The sequence below is a fragment of the Rhodococcus sp. WS3 genome, assembly GCF_003797085.1.
Taxonomy (GTDB): domain Bacteria; phylum Actinomycetota; class Actinomycetes; order Mycobacteriales; family Mycobacteriaceae; genus Rhodococcus_F; species Rhodococcus_F globerula.
The window spans coordinates 3,081,892-3,103,872 of the sequence record NZ_RKMA01000001.1 but is presented as its reverse complement, the minus strand read 5'-3'; the positions used below and the strand labels follow the sequence as shown (position 1 = coordinate 3,103,872).

22 protein-coding genes and 1 tRNA gene are annotated in these 21,981 nt (G+C 61.1%); 9 read left to right on the top strand and 14 right to left on the bottom strand.

Going from position 1 to position 21,981, the window contains the following annotated elements; all coding sequences use genetic code 11:
- Positions 1-149 precede the first annotated feature (149 nt).
- From EEB13_RS14105 to EEB13_RS31510, 8 genes are all read right to left on the bottom strand, one after another.
- Positions 150-1,145 carry an amidohydrolase family protein gene (locus EEB13_RS14105; RefSeq protein WP_045066556.1) on the bottom strand — a complete coding sequence of 332 codons (996 nt, stop codon included), beginning with the start codon at positions 1,143-1,145 and terminating at the stop codon, positions 150-152.
- Positions 1,146-1,148: 3 nt separating this feature from the next.
- Positions 1,149-1,670, bottom strand: a complete 522-nt coding sequence (locus EEB13_RS14100; RefSeq protein ID WP_095887754.1) for a 3-hydroxyanthranilate 3,4-dioxygenase — start codon at positions 1,668-1,670, stop codon at positions 1,149-1,151.
- Complete coding sequence (locus EEB13_RS14095) at positions 1,667-2,149, bottom strand: RidA family protein (protein WP_261984523.1); 483 nt, start codon at positions 2,147-2,149, stop codon at positions 1,667-1,669. The genes EEB13_RS14100 and EEB13_RS14095 overlap by 4 nt, the downstream gene beginning before the upstream one ends.
- A complete protein-coding gene (locus EEB13_RS14090; protein ID WP_141485491.1) occupies positions 2,146-2,919 on the bottom strand; it encodes a 2-keto-4-pentenoate hydratase in 774 nt (257 codons plus the stop codon). Before EEB13_RS14090 ends, EEB13_RS14095 begins: the two co-directional genes overlap by 4 nt.
- Before the next feature lie 43 nt (positions 2,920-2,962).
- Entirely contained in the window at positions 2,963-4,438 is a 1,476-nt protein-coding gene (locus tag EEB13_RS14085; RefSeq protein ID WP_045066550.1) for a 2-hydroxymuconic semialdehyde dehydrogenase, read from the bottom strand.
- Between the two features lie 98 nt (positions 4,439-4,536).
- A complete protein-coding gene (locus EEB13_RS14080) occupies positions 4,537-5,322 on the bottom strand; it encodes an MBL fold metallo-hydrolase (RefSeq protein ID WP_095887751.1) in 786 nt (261 codons plus the stop codon).
- Positions 5,322-5,792, bottom strand: a complete 471-nt coding sequence (locus EEB13_RS14075) for a RidA family protein (protein WP_033235926.1) — start codon at positions 5,790-5,792, stop codon at positions 5,322-5,324. Before EEB13_RS14075 ends, EEB13_RS14080 begins: the two co-directional genes overlap by 1 nt.
- Positions 5,789-5,962, bottom strand: a complete 174-nt coding sequence (locus EEB13_RS31510; protein WP_092805866.1) for a hypothetical protein — start codon at positions 5,960-5,962, stop codon at positions 5,789-5,791. The genes EEB13_RS14075 and EEB13_RS31510 overlap by 4 nt, the downstream gene beginning before the upstream one ends.
- A gap of 53 nt (positions 5,963-6,015) precedes the next feature.
- On the opposite strand from EEB13_RS31510, the gene EEB13_RS14070 reads away from it, so the two are divergent.
- Positions 6,016-7,032: an ArsA-related P-loop ATPase gene (locus EEB13_RS14070; RefSeq protein ID WP_141485490.1), complete on the top strand. Its 1,017-nt coding sequence runs from the start codon at positions 6,016-6,018 to the stop codon at positions 7,030-7,032.
- A gap of 35 nt (positions 7,033-7,067) precedes the next feature.
- Positions 7,068-8,222: an ArsA family ATPase gene (locus tag EEB13_RS14065; protein WP_095888109.1), complete on the top strand. Its 1,155-nt coding sequence runs from the start codon at positions 7,068-7,070 to the stop codon at positions 8,220-8,222.
- A gap of 31 nt (positions 8,223-8,253) precedes the next feature.
- On the opposite strand, the gene EEB13_RS14060 is transcribed toward EEB13_RS14065, so the two are convergent.
- Positions 8,254-8,580: a WhiB family transcriptional regulator gene (locus EEB13_RS14060; RefSeq protein WP_033235923.1), complete on the bottom strand. Its 327-nt coding sequence runs from the start codon at positions 8,578-8,580 to the stop codon at positions 8,254-8,256.
- A gap of 300 nt (positions 8,581-8,880) precedes the next feature.
- On the opposite strand from EEB13_RS14060, the gene EEB13_RS14055 reads away from it, so the two are divergent.
- Positions 8,881-11,223 (top strand): penicillin-binding protein, encoded by a 2,343-nt coding sequence (locus tag EEB13_RS14055; RefSeq protein ID WP_141485617.1) that lies wholly within the window; start codon positions 8,881-8,883, stop codon positions 11,221-11,223.
- Positions 11,224-11,311: 88 nt separating this feature from the next.
- On the opposite strand, the gene EEB13_RS14050 is transcribed toward EEB13_RS14055, so the two are convergent.
- Positions 11,312-11,788, bottom strand: coding sequence for a GatB/YqeY domain-containing protein (locus EEB13_RS14050; RefSeq protein WP_033235921.1), 477 nt, complete (start codon positions 11,786-11,788; stop codon positions 11,312-11,314).
- A gap of 57 nt (positions 11,789-11,845) precedes the next feature.
- Between EEB13_RS14050 and EEB13_RS14045 the strand changes: the two genes are divergently transcribed.
- The 3 genes from EEB13_RS14045 to EEB13_RS14035 all read left to right on the top strand — a co-directional run bounded on the left by EEB13_RS14045 (position 11,846) and on the right by EEB13_RS14035 (position 13,352).
- Positions 11,846-12,814, top strand: a complete 969-nt coding sequence (locus EEB13_RS14045) for a metallophosphoesterase (protein ID WP_033235920.1) — start codon at positions 11,846-11,848, stop codon at positions 12,812-12,814.
- Positions 12,815-12,868: 54 nt separating this feature from the next.
- Positions 12,869-12,942, top strand: a tRNA-Pro gene (locus tag EEB13_RS14040).
- 86 nt (positions 12,943-13,028) lie between these two features.
- Complete coding sequence (locus EEB13_RS14035; RefSeq protein WP_045066546.1) at positions 13,029-13,352, top strand: hypothetical protein; 324 nt, start codon at positions 13,029-13,031, stop codon at positions 13,350-13,352.
- On the opposite strand, the gene EEB13_RS14030 is transcribed toward EEB13_RS14035, so the two are convergent.
- Genes EEB13_RS14030 through EEB13_RS14020 form a run of 3 tightly spaced genes read right to left on the bottom strand, consistent with a single transcriptional unit; the run spans position 13,333 to position 17,873 of the window.
- The gene (locus EEB13_RS14030; RefSeq protein ID WP_187328545.1) at positions 13,333-14,646 is read right to left on the bottom strand and encodes a wax ester/triacylglycerol synthase domain-containing protein; all 1,314 of its coding nucleotides are present in this window, start codon (positions 14,644-14,646) and stop codon (positions 13,333-13,335) included. The genes EEB13_RS14035 and EEB13_RS14030 overlap by 20 nt on opposite strands.
- Before the next feature lie 59 nt (positions 14,647-14,705).
- A complete protein-coding gene (locus EEB13_RS14025) occupies positions 14,706-16,259 on the bottom strand; it encodes an SIR2 family protein (RefSeq protein WP_187328544.1) in 1,554 nt (517 codons plus the stop codon).
- 57 nt (positions 16,260-16,316) lie between these two features.
- Positions 16,317-17,873 carry an acyl-CoA synthetase gene (locus EEB13_RS14020; protein WP_141485487.1) on the bottom strand — a complete coding sequence of 519 codons (1,557 nt, stop codon included), beginning with the start codon at positions 17,871-17,873 and terminating at the stop codon, positions 16,317-16,319.
- A gap of 168 nt (positions 17,874-18,041) precedes the next feature.
- On the opposite strand from EEB13_RS14020, the gene EEB13_RS14015 reads away from it, so the two are divergent.
- Both EEB13_RS14015 and EEB13_RS14010 read left to right on the top strand, forming a co-directional pair.
- Positions 18,042-19,073, top strand: a complete 1,032-nt coding sequence (locus EEB13_RS14015) for an ABC transporter substrate-binding protein (RefSeq protein ID WP_141485486.1) — start codon at positions 18,042-18,044, stop codon at positions 19,071-19,073.
- A gap of 77 nt (positions 19,074-19,150) precedes the next feature.
- A complete protein-coding gene (locus tag EEB13_RS14010; protein ID WP_141485485.1) occupies positions 19,151-19,717 on the top strand; it encodes an AAA family ATPase in 567 nt (188 codons plus the stop codon).
- A 37-nt stretch (positions 19,718-19,754) separates the two neighbouring features.
- Here EEB13_RS14010 and EEB13_RS14005 read toward each other — a convergent pair whose 3' ends face one another.
- The gene (locus tag EEB13_RS14005) at positions 19,755-20,189 is read right to left on the bottom strand and encodes a MarR family winged helix-turn-helix transcriptional regulator (protein ID WP_202026646.1); all 435 of its coding nucleotides are present in this window, start codon (positions 20,187-20,189) and stop codon (positions 19,755-19,757) included.
- A 161-nt stretch (positions 20,190-20,350) separates the two neighbouring features.
- On the opposite strand from EEB13_RS14005, the gene EEB13_RS14000 reads away from it, so the two are divergent.
- The gene (locus tag EEB13_RS14000) at positions 20,351-21,967 is read left to right on the top strand and encodes a DHA2 family efflux MFS transporter permease subunit (RefSeq protein ID WP_141485483.1); all 1,617 of its coding nucleotides are present in this window, start codon (positions 20,351-20,353) and stop codon (positions 21,965-21,967) included.
- Positions 21,968-21,981 lie beyond the last annotated feature (14 nt).

Genomic DNA, 21,981 nt, shown 5'->3' with positions numbered 1-21,981 from the left:
CTATCGATTGGATGAGTGGCAGTACGGTACGGTGAAATCTGTTTTTGCCGAGCATGTTTCAAAGGTTGTCTGAATTATGCTCATTAGAGACATGACTCACAAATGCCGAAATCACCGTGCGGCATACCGGAAATGGTATAGCTGAAGGATCAGCCGATCCCCAAGAAGCGTTCCGCATTTCCCCGCGAGATCAGTTGGCGTGCAGTCTCGTCCAAGAACTCACTCTTGCGCACCACCTCACCTACCGGTCGCTCGCCGAGGGGATACGGGTAATCGCTTCCCACCATCACCCGGTCAACGCCCACTGTGTCCACCAGTAGTCGCAGTGCACGTTCGTCGAAGACGACAGAATCCACGTAGAACCGGCCCAGATAGTGCGACGGCGGGAATTCCGATGTACCGATAATGTCGTTGCGGCCGTACCAGGCGTTTTCCATCCGGCCGAGCCAGAACGCGAAAGATCCGCCGCCGTGGGCAAATCCGATCTTGAGTCGGTCGTCGATCTTGTCGAACACGCCGCCGAGAATCAGCGCGAGTATCGACAGATGCGTTTCTGCGGGCATTGCGGTGAGCCACTGCGCCATCCACCGATCCAGGCGCGGTGAGGACGCCATGTCCCACGGGTGCACGAAGACCGGAACATCCAGTGACGCGCAGTGCTGCAGGAATGTCACGACTCCTTCGCTGTCGAGATCGAGGTCGCCGACGTGATTGCCGATCTCGACGCCTCGGTGCCCGTTGGCGATGCATCGTTCGAGTTCGCGGCACGCAGCATCGGTGTCCTGCAACGGAACCTGACAGAACGGGATAAGTCGATCTTTTGCCGGTTCGACGATCTCGAGCGCCAGGTCGTTGAAGATCCGAGAGATACGACTGGCCTGCTCGCCTGTTCGGCCGTAGTTGAAGAATGCCGGTGTCGGCGAGACGACCTGGGTGTGGATACCGTCGGCATCCATGTCACGCAGGCGCACCTCGGCGTCCCAGGCGTCGGATTGGATCCGTCGGAACTCCTTGGTGCCCATCATGATCATGGCTTCGGTTTCCGACTCCACTTTCAGCCACGGCGCGTCCGGGCCGGCATCAGCCGTGAGATCAGGCCACCCGTTGGGTACGTAATGGGTGTGAATGTCGATCATGTTGCTCATCGCTCAACCCTTGCCGGGATGGAGCGTGCCGCAGTTGTCACATGTGCGGGCGTCTTCACTCTCGTAGAACGTGACGAAGACGGGCGGAAGGTCGGCCACGATGTCGCGCACCTGAAGTTCGACTTCGTAGATCTTGTGATTGCACTCCAGGCAGTACCACTGGAAGTGCTCCAATGTTCCTTCCTGCCTCACTCTTTCGATCACCAGGCCGATCGATCCTGCGGTGGGGCGCTGCGGTGAATGCGGCAGATTTCCCGGTAGCAACCAGCTTTCACCCTCGCGGATGTCGACCCGCACCGGTCCGTCCTCGGTCATGACATTGACGTGAATGTCGCCCTCGACCTGGTAGAACCACTCCTCGTACGGGTCGAGGTGGTAGTCGGTCCGCTGGTTGGGCCCACCGACAACCTGCACGATGAAGTCGTCTCCGAGTGCCATCGTCTGGTTGTTGACCGGTGGCTGCAGCAGGTGGCGGTTGTCGTCGATCCATTTCTTGAAGTCGATGACGGGAGGAATGGTGGTCATGATGCGTTCTCCGTGTTCTCGATTGACAGCCGTCGGGCGGCGGGGTTCTCGATTGACAGCCGTCGGGAGGCAGGCACGTAGGCCACACCGGATATCTCGATGAGCAAGTGCGGGTGGGGCAATTGGTGAACTGCCACTGTGGTTCTCGTCGGACCGCTTTCGTCGAACAGCTCGGCGTACACTTCGTTGTATCCGCCGAAGTCGTTCATCGACACCAGGTATGACGTGACCTGAACCAGATCACGCAGGTCACCACCCACCTCGGCGAGGATCGCCGCGATGTTCTCGATGACTGCGCGTGTCTGCGCCCGAATGTCGAGCGCCGTGGTGCCCATCTCGTCGACTTCGACGCCCACAAACGTATTGTCGGGCCGACGTGAACTGGTGCCGGAGACGTAGACGAAGTCGCCTACCACCTTGACGTGCGGGAATTTTCCGCGAGGCTTTGCCAGCTTCTCGATGACCTGCGCCCCACTCATCGCCGTACACCCTTCACCGAGACGGTACCCAGTCCGTCGATGCTGCACTGTGCGACTCCCTCGTCGAGTCGCACGGCAGCAGTCGCTGCGCCGGCCAGAATCACGTAGCCGGCCCGGAGCGGAATGTGCCGACGGCGGGCGATATCCACCAAGGCATGCAACGCGCGCACGGGATCTCCGAGAATTGCTGCCGTCGAACCGGTAACCGTTTCGCCGCCTACCTCCATGCGCACCACCAAGTTCGCGGCACTGCGCATCGGCTGCCACGCGCCGATGACATATCCGGCGGCACTGGTGTTGTCGGCGACAACGTCGGTGTAGGTGAAGCGGAAGTCGCGGTAGCGCGAATCGATGATCTCCATCGCCGGAGCAACCGCGTCGACGCAGGATTCGATGTCCACGCTCGGGTCGTCGAGATCGACGTCCTTCGACAGCCGGTACGCGACTTCGGGTTCGATCTTGGGGTGGATGAACGTCGATAGTTCCAGGTCACCGCCGTCCGTCACCGCCATCGCGTCGGTCAACTGCCCGACGATCACTTCGGAGACACCCATCTGCGCCATCTTCGCTTGGCTGGTGAAGCCGAGCTTGATGCCCACCACCGATTCGCCACGGGCAGTGCGTCGTTCGATGAGTTCGTTCTGAATCCGGTAGGCGTCGTCGATATCGATAGTGTGATCGTCGGCGAGGCTCGGAGTGTCGGTACGACTCTGCGCAGCGTCGTCGAGGCGACGCGCAAGCGCGGATACGGTGTCTTCTGGGGCTGTCATCACGCCTCGCTCATTTCTCTGGAACTTCCTGCGGTTTCGATGTTCACAGTTGCACACACACATTTGTCGGTTCGGTGTAGAAGTGCAGCGAGGACTCGCCACCCTCACGTCCGATACCGGACAGGCCCATACCGCCGAAGGGGGATCGCAGTTCACGGGTGAACCACGTGTTGACCCAGGAGATTCCGACGTTCATCTTCTGGGCGACGCGGTGTCCGCGGCGCAGGTCGTTGGTCCACACGGAGGCCGCCAAGCCGTACTCGGTGTCGTTTGCCAAGGCGATCGCTTCTGCCTCGGTATCGAACGGGATGAGTGCGGCGACGGGTCCGAAGATCTCCTCGCGCACGACGCGATTCTTGTTGGTCAAGCCAGTCCACAGGGTGGGTTCGATCCACGATCCACCGGACAGATCCTGCCCGAGATCCGGAATTCCGCCACCGGTAAGCACTTTCGCGCCCTCCTGCTCGGCGATCTCGAAGTAGTCGAGAACCTTCTTCCGGTGCGCCTGCGAGATGAGCGGGCCTGTCGTCGTCGCAGTGAGCGTCGGGTCACCCAGACGCAATCCTGCTGCCCGCTCGACAAGTCCACCGGCGATGTCGTCGAAAATGCTGCGGTGCACGTACACCCGTTCGGTGCACAGGCAGACCTGGCCTGTGTTGGTGAACACCGACTTGGTCAGACCCGTCAACGCTTCGTCGATGTCGACGTCGTCGAACACGATCGCGGCGTTCTTGCCGCCGAGCTCGAACGAGACCGGACGCACCCGTGGTGCAACGGTTTTCATCACGTGCGAGCCGGTTGCCGAAGATCCGGTGAAGGTGACACCGTCGATACCGGGGTGGGTGGTGAGGAACTCGCCCGCAGAATTCGCACCGAATCCGTGCACGACGTTGTAGACGCCGGCAGGAAGGCCGACTTCTTCGAGCACCTCGGCCAGCAACGACGCCGTCGCCGGCGTCTCTTCGGAAGGCTTGACCACCACGGAGTTTCCGCACGCCAGCGCGGGCGCCACCTTCCAGGTCAGGAGAAGCAGTGGCAGGTTCCACGGCACGATGACCGCAACCACACCGAGCGGCTTGCGGATCGCGTAGTTCAGCGCCTGCTTGCCGCCGGCAAGATCCGTGACAAACGATTCCTGCCCCGCTGCGGCGACGATGTCGGCAAACGTACGGAAGTTCGTGAGGGCACGAGCAACGTCGAGTTCGCGCGCCTGCGTGATCGGCTTGCCCGTATCCGCCATCTCCGCGGCGACAAATTCCTCGAACCGCTCCTCGATCCGATCCGCGGCCCGTCGCAGCAGCGCGGTGCGCTCCCGGACCGGTGTATCCGCCCAACCGTTGTCCAGAGCACGTCTGGCCGAGGTCACAGCCCGATCGACCAGGGCCCGGTCGGCCTCGTGGACCTTGGCAAGAACACGGCCGGTTGCGGGGTCCACCTGGTCGAAGCTCGACGACGCGTCGGGTTCGACGTAGGAGCCATCCACGTAGTTGCGGATCCATCCGTCGCATTGTGAGGTCATGGACTAACTATTGGCCCCGAACCCATATCAAACAAATGCAAAAACTGCCGCCAGCTATACCTCAATTGGCATAACAGGCGGCAGTTCCACTGCACGGTTCAGCGACGCAGATATGCCAACTGCACGTTGACCGATTTTTCTGCCACCGGCCAGAGTTTCGGATCGACATCCGAATAGACGTGCTCGACCACGTCGCGTACCGACGCGGAATCGCCGAGCGAGACCAATGCCGCTCGCACCTGATCGAGCCGTTCTTCGCGATGCGCGAGGTAGTGCTTCGAAATCTCTTGCAGGTCAGGCAATTCCGGGCCATGCCCAGGCAGAACGGTTCGCCCGTCACCGAGTTCGATGAGCGCACGCAGCGATGCGAGGTAGTCCCCCAAATCGCCGTCCGAATCATCGAGAACCGTTGTGCCACGGCCGAGTATCGTGTCACCGGTCAGCACACTGCCCTCGTTCTCGATGACGATCGAGACGGAGTCCGCGGTATGACCAGGAGTTGCCACTATACGCAGGCGCAGCCCGGCAACCTCGATGAGTTCACCGTCGACAAGCGTCGTACCGCTGCCGCGCAGGAACTCGGGAGAAACGGAACGCACTGGCGCCGAAGTCAATTCGTGAAAACGGCTCACTCCGCCGGTGTGATCGAAGTGCCGGTGCGTGATCAGGACCAACGCCACCGCGCCGACTCCGGCCACTCGCTGCAGATGTTCTTCGTCGTTGTCACCGGGATCGACGACTACATACTGGTCACTGCCCGGCGCTCGCAGAATCCAGGTGTTGGTACCGTCGAGCGTCATCATGCCCGGGTTGTTCTCGAGCATGACCGACGCGATGTCGGTGACGCGGCGAAGCTGCGCGTATGCGGGATGAACCGTTGTCATCAGCGAACTTCTACGATCAGTTCCACCTCGACAGCGGAGCCGAGGGGAAGTTCTGCAACACCGACAGCGGAGCGAGCGTGAATGCCTGCGTCGCCGAAGACCTCGACGAGGAATTCGGACGCGCCGTTGATCACGCCGGGCTGACCGGTGAAGCCTTGCGCGGAGGCGACAAATCCGACGACCTTGACCACACGAACCAGGTTGTCGATGCCAACCAGAGCGTTGATCGCGGCAAGAGCGTTGAGCGCGCAGACACGCGCGGCAGCCTTTGCGTCAGCATCCGACGCGTCCGCGCCTAGCTTGCCCGTCAGCGACAGCTTTCCGTCGACAAAAGGCAACTGGCCCGAGGTGTAGACGTGATCGCCACTACGAACCGCAGGGACATAGGCAGCGACCGGCGCCGCAACCGCGGGCAGTTCGATGCCGAGTTCCGCGAGACGCGCTGACCAGGTCTGTGTTGTTTCGGTCATGCGCCTGCAACCTTCGGACGCTTGAGGTATGCGACGTGCTGTTCGCCCGACGCGCTCGGAAGAACCGTCACCAGCTCCCAACCGTCGACGCCCCAATTATCGAGGATGGCCTTCGGGTTGTGGACCAGCAACGGAGTAACGGTGTATTCCCAGGAAGTCAATTCACTCATGTGGTGAGCCTATCCCGCGCACATCTTCGGCCCCAGACTTATAGGCTCGCGGTGTGGTTGCATCCCAAGATGAGCTGAGCAAGAGCTGGCCGGAGTCCGCATCGAAGGCCCGCCTGCATTTTGTGTCGGGAAAAGGCGGGACCGGTAAGTCGACGGTAGCCGCCGCCTTGGCGCTCGCGTTAGCCGAAGGCGGCCGACGCGTTCTGCTGGTGGAAGTGGAGGGCCGCCAGGGAATTGCGCAGCTCTTCGACGTGCCACCGCTGCCCCCGCAGGAGACGAAAGTCGCAGCTGCCGAAGGTGGCGGTGAGGTGATGGCGTTGGCCGTCGATATCGAGACGGCTTTCCTCGAGTACTTGGAGATGTTCTACAACCTGGGCTTCGCCGGCCGCGCGATGCGCAAGTTCGGCGCCATCGAGTTCGCCACGACCATTGCACCTGGCCTGCGTGACGTACTGCTCACCGGCAAGATCAAGGAGTGCGTCATCCGCACCGATCGGACCGGGAAGCGGGTGTACGACGCCGTTGTCGTCGACGCCCCGCCGACGGGCCGGATCGGCAGTTTCCTCGACGTCACGAAGGCTATGGCCGATCTCGCCAAAGGTGGGCCGGTGCATTCGCAGAGTGAGGGCGTCGTGCGACTGCTGCACTCGCCGGAAACAGTGGTGCATCTGGTGGCGCTACTCGAGGCACTGCCCGTGCAGGAAACCGCGGATGCCGCCTTGGAATTGGCGCGCGACGAGCTCAATCTCGGCGCGATCATCGTCAACCGCACCAGCCCGAAGTTCCTGCCGGAGGGCACTCTGGCGGGTGCTGCGGCCGGAAAGATCGATGCCGCGTCCATTCGATCCACGCTCACGGATGTCGGCCTCGAACTGTCGGACGAAGACTTCGCCGGACTGCTGACGGAAACCATCGAGCACGCGTCTGTTCTCGAAGCGCAGGAATCCAGTGCGGAGAAACTGCAGGAGATCGACGGCGCCCGACTGCACTTGCCTACTCTGGCCGACGGCGTCGATCTGGGTGGCCTCTACGAACTGGCCGAATACCTCATGGAACAGGGTGTCCGATGACCGAAACCACCGAAAACGCGGTCCCTGACAATGTCATGGTCGGCAGTTCCAGAACCGGCCGCCGCAGCGCTCCGGTGCTCGACATCTCGGCGATCATCAACGATCCGACCGCACGAATTGTGGTGTGCTGCGGCGCGGGCGGCGTCGGCAAGACCACCACGGCGGCATCGCTGGCGTTGCGGGCGGCCGAGCAGGGCCGACGCGTCGTCGTTCTCACGATCGATCCGGCGAGGCGGCTGGCTCAGGCTCTGGGCGTCGCGGAACTCGACAACACACCGCAACCGGTGAAACTCGGTCCGGAAGCAACGGGCGAGTTGCACGCGATGATGCTCAACATGCGGCGCACGTTCGACGAGATGGTGCTCGAGCACTCCAGCCCCGAGAAGGCTCAGCAGATCCTCGCGAACCCCTTCTACCAAACCGTTGCCACATCGTTCTCCGGCACTCAGGAATACATGGCGATGGAGAAGCTGGGACAGCTCGCGTCGAACGACAAGTGGGACCTGGTGATCGTGGATACGCCGCCGTCCCGGAACGCACTCGATTTCCTGGACGCTCCGCAGCGACTGGGAACCTTCCTCGACGGCCGGATGATCCGGTTGCTCTCAGCTCCGGGGCGGGGTTTGACCAAGCTTGTTGCCGGCGCCATGGGATTGGCACTCAAGGGTGTGTCGACGATCGTCGGAAGTGCGATGCTCGCTGACGCGTCGGCGTTTGTTCAGTCGCTCGATTCGATGTTCGGCGGCTTCCGCGAGCGCGCAACCAAGACGTACGAACTCCTGCGTCAGCCAGGCACCCATTTTCTGGTGATCGCTGCTGCGGAACCTGACGCGTTGCGGGAAGCGGCGTTTTTCGTGGACCGCCTGGCCGGAGATTCGATGCCGCTTGCCGGGTTGGTGTTGAACCGAACACATCCGACTCTGACCGCACTGCCGGCTGATCACGCGGCAACGGCCGCGGACAAACTCGCAGCCAAGGAGAACCCGACCGACGCCGAGGCACTGACGGAAGCGGTACTACGCATTCATGCTCACCGCGCAGCAATCGCCAAACGTGAGGTGGCGCTGCTGAGCCGGTTTACCGCAGCTCATCCGAGGGTGCCGCTGATCGGCGTTCCGTCACTGCCGTTCGAGGTATCAGACCTCGAGGCACTGCGCGCTGTGGGCGACCAGCTCACTCGGAAGGGCTAGATCAGGAAAGGCTAGACCAGGAAAAGCTAGGTCAGACAGCAGTTGACTGCTGGTGGCGTCGATCCTCGAAGAATTCGGACCACGAGTCGACATCGGGGTGCTGCTTGAGGAGAGCGCGTCGCTGGCGTTCGGTCATCCCGCCCCACACTCCGAATTCGACGCGGTTGTCGAGAGCGTCGGCGCCGCACTGCATCAGGACCGGGCAGTGTCGGCAGATTGTTGCTGCCTTACGTTGCGCGGCACCTCGAACGAAAAGCTGATCCGGATCTACTTCGCGGCAGCGCGCCTGTGTTACCCAGGCGATGCGAGCCTCTGCTTGTTCGACATCCAAACGGCTACTCGGGGTGGCTGTGTACATTCTCTGGTCCCCTCTACAAAGTATGTCCGTCGCCTCGAGGGCGAGCAGCACAACATCTCTGCTTCCGTCGCGGGATATCACGACGAAAGCTGAGACACATTCGTGATCGAGTGTTATGTCAATCACACCGTTCACACAATTTAGGTAAAGAAACGCCCAGACGCAAGACGGGCGTCCACCTTTTTTGGTACGGCAGTACAAACCGGGTGTTCAGGACGTTTTATTCGGCACGAATTCTTCGCGTGCCACGTCCACGGGGTGCGCACACGTACTCTGTAGATCGTGTCGATTGCAAAAACAGTGGCGAAGCTCGCCGGAAGCTCTGCCTTGGCCGGTGTCCTCGTTGCCGGAGTGATGTTTCCGCTGGCAGGCGGACTCGGATTCGCATCCAATCGAGCCGCGGACACGGTCGACAACGTTTCAGCTGAGTTGGTCGACGGCACGGTCCCCGCGGTATCGACGATGGTCGATTCGGCGGGCAATCCCATCGCCTGGCTGTACGAGCAACGCCGGTTCGAAGTCCCGAGCGACCAGATCTCGAACAACATGAAGTTGGCGATCGTCTCCATCGAGGACCGTCGATTCCCCGATCACAAGGGAGTGGACTGGCAGGGAACGCTGCGCGCCTTCCTGACCAACACCACCTCCGGTGAGGTCCAGCAGGGTGCCTCGACGCTCGATCAGCAGTACGTGAAGAACTACCAACTGTTGGTCGTCGCAAAAACCGATGCCGAGCGCCGCGCCGCGATCGAGACCACTCCGGCTCGCAAGATCCGCGAAATCCGTATGGCGCTCACCCTGGACAAGGAACTCACGAAGGACGAGATCCTCACCCGCTACCTGAACCTGGTGCCGTTCGGTAACGGTTCCTTCGGGATCCAGGATGCCGCTCAGACGTACTTCGGCATCGACGCCAAAGACTTGAGCGTTCCGCAGTCCGCGATGCTCGCCGGCATGGTTCAGTCGAGTTCGGCCTTGAACCCGTACACCAACGTCGAAGGTGTCACCGAGCGCCGCAACACCGTGCTCGACACCATGATCACCAACATTTCCGACCGGGCCAACGAGTTCCGGGCGGCCAAAGACGAACCGTTGGGTGTTCTACCCACCCCCAACACGCTCCCGCGCGGATGCATCGCGGCCGGTGACCGCGGATTCTTCTGCGACTACGCACTCAAATACCTCTCGGACGCCGGGATCAGTCGCGAGCAGATCAATGAGGGCGGCTACCTCATCAAAACCACGCTCGACCCGGCGGTGCAGGCATCCACCAAGGCTGGTCTCAACGCAAACGCCAAGGCGGACCTCGACGGCATCGCCAACGTCATGAGCGTGATTCGGCCCGGCCAGGACTCGCACAAGGTCGTGGCGATGGCCAGCAGCCGCACGTACGGTCTCGACGCCGACGCCAGCGAAACCGTCCTGGCTCAGCCGTATTCACTGTCCGGTGACGGTGCCGGCTCGGTGTTCAAGGTCTTCACCACCGCCGCCGCCATGGAGAAGGGCCTCGGCATCGACGCGATGCTCGATGTTCCCCGCCGCTTCGACGCAAAGGGCTTCGGTAGTGGCGGCGCGGCGGGATGTCCGGTGTCCACGTACTGCGTCGAGAACGTCGGTAACTATCCGGCGACGATGTCGGTGACGGATGCTCTCGCGCAGTCGCCCAACACCGCGTTCGTGAAGCTCATCGCAGCAACCGGTGTGACGCCGACAGTCGATATGGCCGTGCGTCTCGGCCTGCGTTCGTACGCCGAGCCCAATACGTCGGGCTTCGACGATCGCAGCATGGCCGACTTCCAGAAGGAACAGAATCTCGGCTCGTTCACGCTCGGCCCGACCTGGATCAATCCGCTCGAACTGTCGAACGTCGCGGCAACATTGGCGTCGCACGGCAAGTGGTGCCCGCCCAGTCCGATCGATTCCGTCGTCGACCGCAACGGCAAGCCGGTGACGGTCACGGAACAGGGCTGCGAGCAGGTAGTCGAGCCCGGATTGGCCGATACCCTCGCCAATGCGCTCAGCCGCGACGACGTGGGTGCAGGTACATCTGCGGGTGCCGCAGGCAGCGCTGGATGGTCTCTGCCGATGTCCGGTAAGACCGGTACCACGGAGACCCACAAGTCTTCGGCGTTCCTCGGCTTCACGAACAATCTGGCCGCGGCCGTCTACATCTTCGGCGACTCCCCGACTCCGGGTGAGATCTGCTCGACTCCGCTTCGCCCGTGCTACAGCGGAAACCTGTACGGCGGTACCGAACCGGCTCGGAGCTGGTTCGCCGCGATGATGCCGGTTGCCAACAATTTCGGTCCGACGGCGCTTCCGCCGATCGATCAGAAGTATGCACGTGGCTCGCAGAACGGACAGGTTCCCGAGGTTGTCGGACTGAGCCAGTCCGCTGCCACGTCCCGCCTGCAGGAGTCGGGATTCACCGTCAACGCGGTGACGTCCGCATCGGGCGCGCGTGCCGGAACTGTCACCGGCGCGTCTCCGTCGGGCTCGGCGATACCGGGTTCCACCATCACGATCTACATCAGTGACGGGTCGGTACGCGCACCGGCGGCACCGGCGGCACCGGACGGCTCACCTGCTCCGGCCTCACCGGCACCCGATTCGCCGGCACCCGGAGCGCCACAACCGCGCTAACACCCGCACGAAAGAACGGCCGCACCCTCACACGAGGTTGCGGCCGTTCTCTTTTGTCGGTGGAGCTGACAAGCGCTGTCGGTGACGCCTACAGGCGAGACTTCACGGCAGCGGAGATACGCGCGCCATCAGCCTTACCCTTGGCCAAAGCACTGGCGGCCTTGATGACCTGACCCATCTGACGCATACCCGGACGCTCGCCGAGCTCCTCGGCTACCTGAGCCATCGCCGTGTCGACGACGTCGACAAGTTCTGCGTCGGTCAACGGCGTCGGCAGGTACTCGTCGATGATCTGCGCTTCGGCGCGCTCTTTCGCGGCAAGTTCACCACGGCCGTTCTCGGTATAGATTTCGGCGGATTCCCCGCGCTTCTTCGATTCCTTGGCAAGAACCTTGATGATTTCTTCGTCGGTGAGGACTCGCGCTTCCTTACCGGCAACCTCTTCGGTCTGAACTGCTGCGATGAGCATCCGGAGGGTGCCGGTGCGAAGCGGATCCTTGGCCTTCATGGATGCGACCATGTCGGAACGGAGTTTGTCTTTGAGCGTTGCTGTCGTGTCGGACATGGGGGAAACGCTACGCGCACGCCCCGCCTCCCGTCCCCTTAGTTATATCCTTGACTGGTGTCTGACCAGTTCCGCACCAACCTGACCCGCACCGCACTTGGTGCCGCGGGCGTCGCTGCACTCGGAATCGGGTACGCATCCGGCATCGAACGCAATGCTTTTACGTTGCGCGAGGTGACGATGCCCGTACTCGAGCCGGGGTCGTCGTCGTTGCGGGTTCTCCACCTCAGCGATCTGCATATGATGCCTAACCAGCGATTGAAGCAGAACTGGTTGCGTGAGCTCGAAAGCCTCGACCCGGATCTCGTGGTGAACACCGGCGACAACCTGTCGCACCAGCGCAGTGTTCCCGCAGTTGTCCAGGCACTGGGCGACCTGCTCGCACGCCCAGGTCTATTCGTGTTCGGCAGCAACGACTACTTCGCTCCGAAGCCGAAGAACCCGTTGAGCTACCTCTTCGACAAGAAGAAGCGCATCACGGGCGATCCGCTGCCGTGGGGAGACCTGCGGGCTGCATTTACCGAGCGTGGTTGGCTCGACGTGACGCATGTACGACGCGAACTCGAGGTGTCTGGCATCAAGATCGCGACGGCCGGCGTCGACGATCCGCATCTCAAGCGCGATCGTTACGACACCATCGCGGGCCCGCCCAATCCCCTGGCTCAGCTCAAGCTCGGTTTGACGCACTCCCCCGAACCCCGGGTGTTGGATCGGTTCGCCGAGGACGGCTACGACCTTGTTCTCGCCGGCCATACACACGGCGGGCAGCTGTGCCTGCCGTTCTACGGCGCGCTTGTCACCAACTGCGAGTTGGACCGCTCCCGCGTGAAGGGCCCGTCCAAGTGGGGTGCTCACACACAGCTTCACGTGTCTGCCGGCATCGGAACCTCGCCGTGGGCTCCGGTACGTTTCTGCTGCCGCCCCGAGGCAACCCTGTTGACGTTGGTGCCGTCTACCGGCCGCGAACCGGAGCACTCCACCGAGCGCGGTTCCGCTCACTCAGCTGCGCCGGTTTTACGCAACTGAACTGCGGATTTAATGCCTGCCGACTTCGTGCTGTAAGCTAACCGAGGTTCGACACGGGGTGTGGCGCAGCTTGGTAGCGCGCTTCGTTCGGGACGAAGAGGTCGTGGGTTCAAATCCCGCCACCCCGACAGTGAAGAACTTGAAGAAGGCACTTTTTCCTCGCGGAGAAGGTGCCTTCTTTTGTTGTACCGTGCTCTCCAGGAGGTGGTTACCCATGGGCAAGAACGAGGACTTCGCGCACAACGACATCGCCAGTCGCAGTCGACGTGAGAAGGCGGTGGGTCTGGCCAAGTTCGCATGGAATCGTGGGATCACCGCCGCCGAACTACTCGACATGCCCGACGATCGACTGCGCAAACTCGCGCGTGCCGCCGACGCGAATCCCCCGAGCACCCGGGAGACCTGGACCATCGCAGCCGGTCTCATCGACGAGAAGGATCAGTGGGCAGCGGCGCATCCTGATCGCGCTGAGGCGCAGCGCACGCACGCCGACGAGAAGATCATGTGGGTGAAGAAGCCTATCGAGCCGTGGCTTTAGTACTTCGTTCCTCGAGGCACGCCAGGACGCGGGCCGCGTTCTTCTCCAGGACAGCCGCGTAGACGTCGATGTCACCGCTGTCCGGGGTTCCGCTGAGTACCGAGATCGCAAGCACGTCACCCACCGAGTAGATCCCGTGATTGAACGGGCTCCGCGGCGACACGTACGGAAATGACGTGGTCGAAACGATTCTTGAATCGCCGAGAGTCATGACGGCCGGTCCACGATTGACGCTGCTCGCTACAGTTCCCAGTTTCGGATCCGATGACAATTCAGGTTTGACCGCAATAGCCGGAAGTTCGTATTGCAGCGCACGTACGGCCCGGTATGCGTCAGGATATTCCGCTTTGCCGTGGTTGTTGTTTGTGGTGATCGCGGCAAGTCGTTCCGCAATATCTTGTTTATCCATCGCCAGATCGACGTGATAGCAACCCATGTGATTTTGTCCGCGCACCTCTGCCCCTGCGGGGGCGCCGGACATCACCTGCATCGAGCGTGGACTCTTGTCACCAAAATGTTCTTCCAGTGATAACGAGATGATCGTCTGGGCGATAGCCGTCACTGTCACGCCTGGCCACATTTTCTTGGCTTCTCGAATCGCCACCAGATCGAGCATGATCGCGGCAGCCGACCGCTTGCCCGTAAAGGTCACGGCACCACCGCCGGAATCCGGTGCGTCGTATTTCCGGGTTTCCGGAAGAGCACGAAATGCGCGGACATACCGGCGCGGAGTTCCGAGGAGTCCTTTGACGGACGACCACCACGGGTTCGGCGCCGTGAGTTCCGGAATGAAGTCGGGTAAATGCTTCGACGAGAACAGGTCGTGAACAATCGCGTTGTACACATGCCCGTCACCTAATGCATGCGAGCCCTTGAGGATCACCACCGTTGCTTCACCCTGCACCCCTGGGGCATCACGAACACCTCGAACAACGTGCAGCCGCCACAGACATTCGTAGGGATCGACGATCCGTGCGGCAATGTCGGCGAAGTATTCGAAAACACCTTTCCACGAGGATATTTCGACATTGTCTTCGACATGCTTGGTGATATCGAAGGGTGCGGAGTCGATCCAATAGGGAAACCCGAACCCGCCGGGAACTGTGGTCACGGTCCACCGCAATTGTGGGATCCTCGACGCGCGTGCACCGAGGAACTCGAGTAGTTCCTTCTTGTCGAGCGGAGTCGAGTCACCCGAATCGAACAGGAAAATCGTCAGGACATCAGTGGAGCGGGTTTCCATATTTGCGGGAATCAATTCGAAATCCACTGAGGTCAGTTGTTTGGCAGGCACGACAAATCTCCGATCCAGCCTAATCGAGACAAAGCGGGCATGAAAAGGGTAAACAACCACTACCCGCTTCGCGAAATGTTCGCCCGATCGTTTACACCCCGGCGACGACGCATAGGCCGCGTTTCCGCACCCAACCTGTGCAGCGTCGCTTCCAGAACTCCCCATCGTTCGCGACTTGATTCCGGCAGAGAACGAACGATCTTGGCAACTTCGCGCAAGGAATCTGCAAGTGCGATCTCTTCACCATCGAGCAACCCGCTGTAGTTCACATCCAAGAGATACGGCGTGTCGACGGTTGTCAGAATTGCAAGGTTGTCGAGAAATATCTCGAGATCGCGAGCGGCAGCAGAGTCGTTATCTGCTTCCGACGCCGCGACATAGTCGAAGTCATTCTTCCATAATTCAGTTCGCAGATTGTCTTGGCGCAGAGTTATCACTGTTCCGATCTTTCTCTGTCGACCGTTATGTTCGTCGAGAGCGAGCACCTCGTGAGCAAGCCTGAGCACGTTGTCATCGGTCATTGAAGCCCCGACAACAACCAGGTGACCAGTAGCCATGAGGGACTGAACAATTGATCCCAGCGGGCGCCGCTCCGCGTCGTATCTGACGAAATCTCGTCTGCTCAGCACGATACTGTCCGGGTCTCCGCTGTCGCCATGCATCTTGAGTATCCAGGGGCGGCTTGCGGTTGCTTCCTCCCTTGGGAGCACCGCTATCGAACCTCGGCCGTGAGCAGATTCGAAAGCTTTCTCGTAGAGCGAGTCGTAGTTGGTGGTGACCACTTTGGTCACGCCCAGTGAAGCAAGTAGGCAATGAGACAGCGTCGGCTTGGCGCCACCCCCGGTCAACTCGACAACGCTGGCGCCCAATCCTTGAGGATGCAATGCCTTGGACAGCAGTTGTGCGCGATCCAAAACTCCGAGGCCGGAGAACAATTCGGCATCGATAGACGGAAGCGCTTCGCTTCGAATCCGGTCAAGGAGACTGTCCCACGAAGGCAATCCAGCCGGAATACTGACTCCCGCACCCAACAACAACGAGACGTCACCGGCACGCAGTCGATCTGCTAGCTGCTGGACCTGCGGAGGTACTCCGGCGCTACACAGATGCCCACGCCGAACAGATTGGTAGGCAGCATAATCGGCGGCATTGGCAACGACAAATGCTATATCGAAGTCGTATTTGTCGGCGCACACTGCTGCGGCGTCGATCAGTGCCTTGATTACGTGGCCGCGTACTCCACCCTGGCCCCCCAACCCCACTCCGAACGTCGGCAATGCAACGAGCGGTTTCACTCGGCTACCGCCCGGCTGAATTCCAGTTCTGGCGATCACGTCAAGGACTTCGTAGACGCCCTCCACCAACCAGTCCACCGAAATCCGCGACGCGACATTCAACAGCCAAGCTGGACGCCCCTCCTTCGGAAAGGACCGAACCCGACCAGCGCCGGCCGGTGCGAAGTCCAACTGTGCAGTGAGTCCAAGCACAGGCCACCAGTGCTCGCGTGGTAGGAAACTACCGCTCGTCGAGACGACAGCTGCGTCCCAGTCAACCGATTCGAGCCGTCCGCGGACAACAAACACATGCCCTGCACTTGCATCGTTCCCAGCCACGCACGACTCCCAGCGATCGATCTCCAGCACAGGTGTCCGCAAACCGCTGCGCGGCGCTTACACCCCAGCGACGGTTTCCTTGGCCCAACGGTAATCCGCTTTTCCGCTCGGTGAGCGAAGGATCGCCGGAACAAGAACGATCGAACGGGGAATCTTGTACCCCGCCACATGAATCCGGCAGTGCTCGGACAGGGCATCTGGTTCCACATCTTCGAACCCAGGCCTGATCTGGACAACCGCAGCCACTTTTTCACCGAAGCGCGCGTCGGGTGCACCCGCCACGAGGGCGTCGAAAACCGCTGGGTGAGTCTTGAGCGCCTGTTCCACCTCTTCGGGATACACCTTCTCTCCGCCCGAGTTGATGCACATGGAACCGCGTCCGAGCAGCACGATCGTGCCGTCCACTTCCATCGTTCCCATGTCGCCGAGAACTGCCATCCGTACACCGTCGACAACGGGGAACGTCGCGGCTGATTTCTCCGGATCGTCGAAGTAGGCCAGTGGCACATGCCCCGCTCGTGCGATGTAGCCGACGATATCCGAGCCCGGTTCGATCCGACGGAATTCCTCGTCGACCAGAATCATGTTGGGGTTGGAGCGAATTCGCTTCGTTCCGTCCTCGCCGAATTCGACGACGCCGTCGTTACCGGATTCGGAGGCACCGAACGCATCTTTGATCACCAACCCGGGAATTCGAGACTTCAACTCTTCCTTGAGGTTCGGCGAGAACAGCGCGCCGCCGGATCCGATCAGTTTCAACGAAGAGATGTCGTACTTACCGTCGGCATCGGCGATCGCATCGGCGATCGGACGGGCGATCGCGTCGCCTACAACAGTGATGCCGGTGATCTTCTCGGCCTCGACGAGCCTGAGCACGTCGAGGGGGTCGAAGCTCCGGGTCAGGACTCGCGGCGCTCCCATCAGAAAGGCAGTGAGCAGCGAGTAGATGGCAGCACCATGCATGAGCGGTGGAATAAGCAGCAGCACAGTGGGATTGGTATTCGCAATCGCAGCGTCGACCACTTCTTCGAGACTACGACGCGGCGGTCCGCTGAGGTTGGCTCCGGACAGAGCAGCGAAGAAGAAGTCTTCGTGCCGCCAGACAACTCCCTTGGGCATCCCCGTAGTTCCGCCGGTGTAGATGATGAAATGGTCATCGTCTGAGCGAGTCTCGAAATCCCGGACGTCGGACGCTGCGGCCAGTGCAGTTTCGTACTCGTCGCCGACGATGAGAACGTGGTCGATCTCGGGGCACTGCGGTACAACACCCAGGGCAATCTCCGCGAATTCATCCTCGACCAGTAATGCCACCATCTTCGAGTTGGTATAGACGTACGCAAGTTCGACGTCGGTGTAGCGGAAGTTGACGTTGATCGGAACGGCCCTGATCTTCATGCAGGCCAGTAGCGCTTCCACATATTCAACGCAGTTCCTCATGTGGATTCCGACGTGCTGCCCCGGTTTGACGCCGACGGACTGAAGGTGGTGCGCCAATCGGTTGGACCGTAGTTCGAGTTCCCGATAAGTGAGACGCCTTTCCTCGAGAATCAGCGGTGTTCGATCGGGAATCGCATCGGCAACGGCCTCGAACAGATCGGCAACGTTCAGGGTCATCGGGTTCCTCACGTGTCTTCGCTCACAATTGGCAGGTCTTTCGCGAAGCTAACACTTTTACCGAGTCGCCGAATGCAAAATGCGGAGTAGGTTCCGTTAGTCGGGATCAGCAATGTTCGCCCCGAGACCAGCTAAAAGTGCCCAATACCACAAGCGTAGCCTTGCCTAATGCTCACTCGTACTTCATTCCGGACCCGCACATCGGTCCGGATCGCCATGGTTGCGCTGGCGACAGTATTTGCAGCAACAGCCTGTGGAACTTCCGACGCCGGAAGTAACGCCAACGGAAACACCGACGTCGCGACCGGCGGCAAGCTGTTCAGCACCGCCGACACGGAAACCGCGAAGCTCGGTAGTGACTCCGCTCCCGGCGAGTTCCCGCGCACCGTCACACATGCACTGGGCGAGGTCACACTCGAGACGAAGCCGACCCGAGTCGTCGTCCTGGACAGCGGAGAGTTGGACGAAGCCCTCTCACTCGGCATCACCCCGGTCGGTATCGCCAGCCCGGAAAGCGCAGCCGGCCAGCCGTCGTACCTCGCCGACAAGTTGGTGGGCGTCCCCGATGTCGGCACCACTAACAATCTCAACCTCGAAGCCATCACCGCACTGAAGCCCGATCTGATCCTGGGCAGCAAACTGCGCCAGGACAAGCTGTACCCGCAGCTGTCCGCGATCGCGCCGACGGTCTTCAGTATCCGTCCCGGATTCCCGTGGAAGGAGAACTTCCTCCTTGCCGGTGACGCACTGGGTGAAGAGACGAAAGCCGAGCAGATCCTCAACGACTACCAGGCCCATGCCGACGAGGTCCGCACGTCGATCGACGGTTCCCCGACCATCTCGCTGGTCCGCTTCATGTCCGGCAAGCTGCGTCTGTACGGAAACCTGTCCTTCATCGGCGTCATCCTGAAGGACGTCGGACTCCCCCGTCCGGCAATCCAGGACATCGACGAACTGGCCGTCGAGGTCAGCCCGGAAACGATCACCCAAGCCGAGGGCGATCAGATCTTCTACTCCAGCTACGGAAGTCCCGCTGACACCGGTCAAACCACCGTCACCGCCGGCCCCTTGTGGGCAACGATGGACGCCGTCAAGGACGGTCGCGCCAGCGAAGTCAGCGACGAAACCTGGTTCCTGGGTCTCGGCCCGACAGGCGCCAACTTGGTTCTCGAGGACCTGCAGGCCAAGCTCGGAAAGTAGTTACGACAGAAGACGGCGAGGGGAATTGCTATTTCCCTCGCCGTCTTTTTGATTCGGCCAATGGCTACAGTGTTCTCGTGCCTCTTCTCGGTCCAGAAGATCGCTTGCCCGGATGCCCAAAGCGCATTCTCGTAGCGGGAACATCCGGTTCCGGAAAAACGACCTTGGCCTCCCGAATCGGAACGCTTCTCGGCATCGAACACGTCGAGATCGACGGTCTCTATCACGGCCCGAACTGGACACCGCGAGAGCAATTCCTGTTCGACGTCACAACATTCAGTTCGGCGCCGCGGTGGGTGACGGAATGGCAGTACCGGTCCGTTCGCGATCTACTCGCCGATGAAGCGGATCTTCTTGTGTGGCTGGACCTGTCGCGCTGCACCGTGATGCGCCAGGTTATCGTTCGGACGGTACAGAGGCGGCTGGGGCGAAAAGTCTTGTGGAACGGCAATATCGAGCCACCACTACACACGTTCTTCTCCGACCGAGATCACATCGTTCGCTGGGCCTGGAACACGCACCGTACGAGTGCACTCCGGATCGCGGCACTGCGAGATCGGCGACCGGACCTCACGATTGTCCGCCTACGGACCCATGCCGACATCGAACGGTGGATCGCGGGACCGCTGCAAACTAGGGCGTGAACCGGTCGACTCTCCGGAGTCGAGCGGCATTTTTTGTTCAGCGAGTGTCTTGCTCGAGGTGTTCGTTCATCGTCGAGTGCAGGTCGACGAGAAATTCCTCGAATCGACTGAGCAGTTCAGGCGGGTATTTCTCCATCATGGCGTCGAGTCGTACGGCGAGTGGTCCGAAGAACTCGTCAGCCAGGTCCTGCACATGCGCACTGCTGTGCAGCGTGACTACCCGACGGTCTGCATTCTCGCGGGTCCGGACGATATGTCCAGCCTTTTCCAGGCGGTTGAGCAACGCGGTAGTGGCGCCCGACGTCAGTGAGATCCGCTCTCCAAGACGTGCGGGCGAGAGCGGCGCACCTTTCTCCTCAGCCGCGGTGATTTCCATCAGAGCAGTTGCGTCGGTGGAATGCAGACCCAGCCACGACGCGAATCGATGGCTGAATTCGGTGAACGTCGCACCGTACGCGCGGAATTCATCCATCAGCCGCTCCCGCTCCACGGAGATGTCGCGCGGTGCTTCCACCTCGGTGATCCCACCTTTCCTGTGCCAGACGGCGGCCGGTCGAGCCCAGCGCGCACATTGACAACTTACCGTCCAAATATACCTTCATCATGAAGTTACTTCACAATGGAGGTTTATTCATGAACATCTCACCCACCACCCGCAAGTGGTTGGGCCTGATCGCCATTGCACTCGGCGTGGCACTGATCGTCGTCGACACCACCATCGTCAACGTCATAGTCCCCTCGATCATCGAAGATCTCGGAATCAATTCCGTTCAGGCTCAATGGATCCAAGAGTCCTACGCAATCGTGTTCGCGGCACTCCTGCTTCTGGTCGGCAGAGTTGCCGACCTGGTCGGCGCCCGTCGCGTCTTCATCGCCGGTGTCGTCGTGTTCGGCGCAACGAGCCTGCTGGCCGGACTGGCACCGAACGGCGGCCTGCTCATCCTGGCACGATTCCTGCAGGGCGCCGGCGCGGCCATGATCCTGCCCACCTCACTGTCGCTTCTGAACGCGATGTTCACCGGCAAAGCCCGCGGACAGGCCTTCGCAGTGTGGGGTTCCACCATCGGTGCAGCTTCCGCCCTCGGCCCATTGCTCGGCGGCTGGCTTGCCGAACACGCTTCGTGGCGTTGGGCATTCGGGATCAACATTCCGCTTGCTGCGCTCATTCTCATCGGCGCAGTGCTGTTCATCGCGCCCTCACCCCGCATCGCTGGGCGCATCGACGCCACCGGAGCGGCACTGTCCATCGCCGGCCTGGGCCTGCTGGCCTTCGGCCTCGTCGAGGGACGTACGTACGGGTGGCTGACCACGAAGCAGCCCTTCGAACTGTTCGGCCTGTCATGGTCCAGCGGACCGTCACCGGTTCTGATCGCGCTAGTTCTCGCCGTCATCTCGCTCGGCGCATTCGCCTACCGGCAAACCATGCTCACCCGTAGTGACGATCCGTCGCGGGCACTGATGGACGTGCGGTTGTTCTCCATCTCGTCGTTCCGCAACGGCAACATCGCGACGCTGATCATCGGACTCGGTGAGTTCGGAATCGTTGCGGTGCTTCCACTCTGGCTTCAGTTCACGCTTGGATACAGCGCACTCCAAGCCGGACTCGCCCTGGTCCCCATTGCCATCGGCAGCTTTGTCGCCAGTGGCGCCAGTTTCGGACTGGCATCGAAGGTCTCGCCGTTGGGCTTGGTCCGTATCGGCCTGGCTCTCGAAGCGCTCGGCCTCGCTGGTCTCGGATTCATCGCTGCGACAGACAGCCCCTGGTGGACCATTGCCGCAGTGCTGTTCTTCTACGGCATCGGCGTCGGTTTCGCGACGGCGCAGGTAACCAACGTCGTGCTCGAGGAAATTCCCGAACAGAGCGCCGGTCAAGGCTCCGGCATTCAGAGTGCGTTCCGCCAACTCGGATCCGCACTGGGTATCGCCATCCTCACCACGGTCTTCTTCAGCACTCTCAATTCCACTCTGAACAACGACCTCACCGAATCCGGTGTCGACCAAGCTCAAGCCGATCAGTTGACGCGGGCGGTCACCGACAGCGCCGGCGCGGCCATCGACTCGCTGGCCGGCTCGCCGAGCACTGCCTTCGTTGCCGACGCGGCCCAATCCGCAATGACACATGGCATCACACTCGGCGGATACCTTGCGGCCGGATTTGTTGTAGTTGGCCTGATCGCCACGGCGCTCATCCCGAACAAGACGTTCTCGTCACCCGAGCAGGAAACGAAGGCAGCAGCGGACGTCGGCTGACGCCAGAAAAACTT

What these genes read in the sequence shown, in the direction of transcription:
- EEB13_RS14095 (WP_261984523.1), bottom strand. Translation starts at nt 2,149, where the DNA reads ATGAGTGGGGCGCAGGTCATCGAGAAGCTGGCAAAGCCTCGCGGAAAA.
- EEB13_RS14050 (WP_033235921.1), bottom strand. Translation starts at nt 11,788, where the DNA reads ATGTCCGACACGACAGCAACGCTCAAAGACAAACTCCGTTCCGACATG.
- EEB13_RS14015 (WP_141485486.1), top strand. Translation starts at nt 18,042, where the DNA reads ATGCTCACTCGTACTTCATTCCGGACCCGCACATCGGTCCGGATCGCC.
- EEB13_RS14000 (WP_141485483.1), top strand. Translation starts at nt 20,351, where the DNA reads ATGAACATCTCACCCACCACCCGCAAGTGGTTGGGCCTGATCGCCATT.
- EEB13_RS14065 (WP_095888109.1), top strand. Translation starts at nt 7,068, where the DNA reads ATGGTCGGCAGTTCCAGAACCGGCCGCCGCAGCGCTCCGGTGCTCGAC.
- EEB13_RS14035 (WP_045066546.1), top strand. Translation starts at nt 13,029, where the DNA reads ATGGGCAAGAACGAGGACTTCGCGCACAACGACATCGCCAGTCGCAGT.
- EEB13_RS14100 (WP_095887754.1), bottom strand. Translation starts at nt 1,670, where the DNA reads ATGACCACCATTCCTCCCGTCATCGACTTCAAGAAATGGATCGACGAC.
- EEB13_RS14075 (WP_033235926.1), bottom strand. Translation starts at nt 5,792, where the DNA reads ATGACCGAAACAACACAGACCTGGTCAGCGCGTCTCGCGGAACTCGGC.
- EEB13_RS14105 (WP_045066556.1), bottom strand. Translation starts at nt 1,145, where the DNA reads ATGAGCAACATGATCGACATTCACACCCATTACGTACCCAACGGGTGG.
- EEB13_RS31510 (WP_092805866.1), bottom strand. Translation starts at nt 5,962, where the DNA reads ATGAGTGAATTGACTTCCTGGGAATACACCGTTACTCCGTTGCTGGTC.
- EEB13_RS14020 (WP_141485487.1), bottom strand. Translation starts at nt 17,873, where the DNA reads ATGACCCTGAACGTTGCCGATCTGTTCGAGGCCGTTGCCGATGCGATT.
- EEB13_RS14080 (WP_095887751.1), bottom strand. Translation starts at nt 5,322, where the DNA reads ATGACAACGGTTCATCCCGCATACGCGCAGCTTCGCCGCGTCACCGAC.
- EEB13_RS14090 (WP_141485491.1), bottom strand. Translation starts at nt 2,919, where the DNA reads ATGACAGCCCCAGAAGACACCGTATCCGCGCTTGCGCGTCGCCTCGAC.
- EEB13_RS14060 (WP_033235923.1), bottom strand. Translation starts at nt 8,580, where the DNA reads ATGTACACAGCCACCCCGAGTAGCCGTTTGGATGTCGAACAAGCAGAG.
- EEB13_RS14085 (WP_045066550.1), bottom strand. Translation starts at nt 4,438, where the DNA reads ATGACCTCACAATGCGACGGATGGATCCGCAACTACGTGGATGGCTCC.
- EEB13_RS14005 (WP_202026646.1), bottom strand. Translation starts at nt 20,189, where the DNA reads ATGGATGAATTCCGCGCGTACGGTGCGACGTTCACCGAATTCAGCCAT.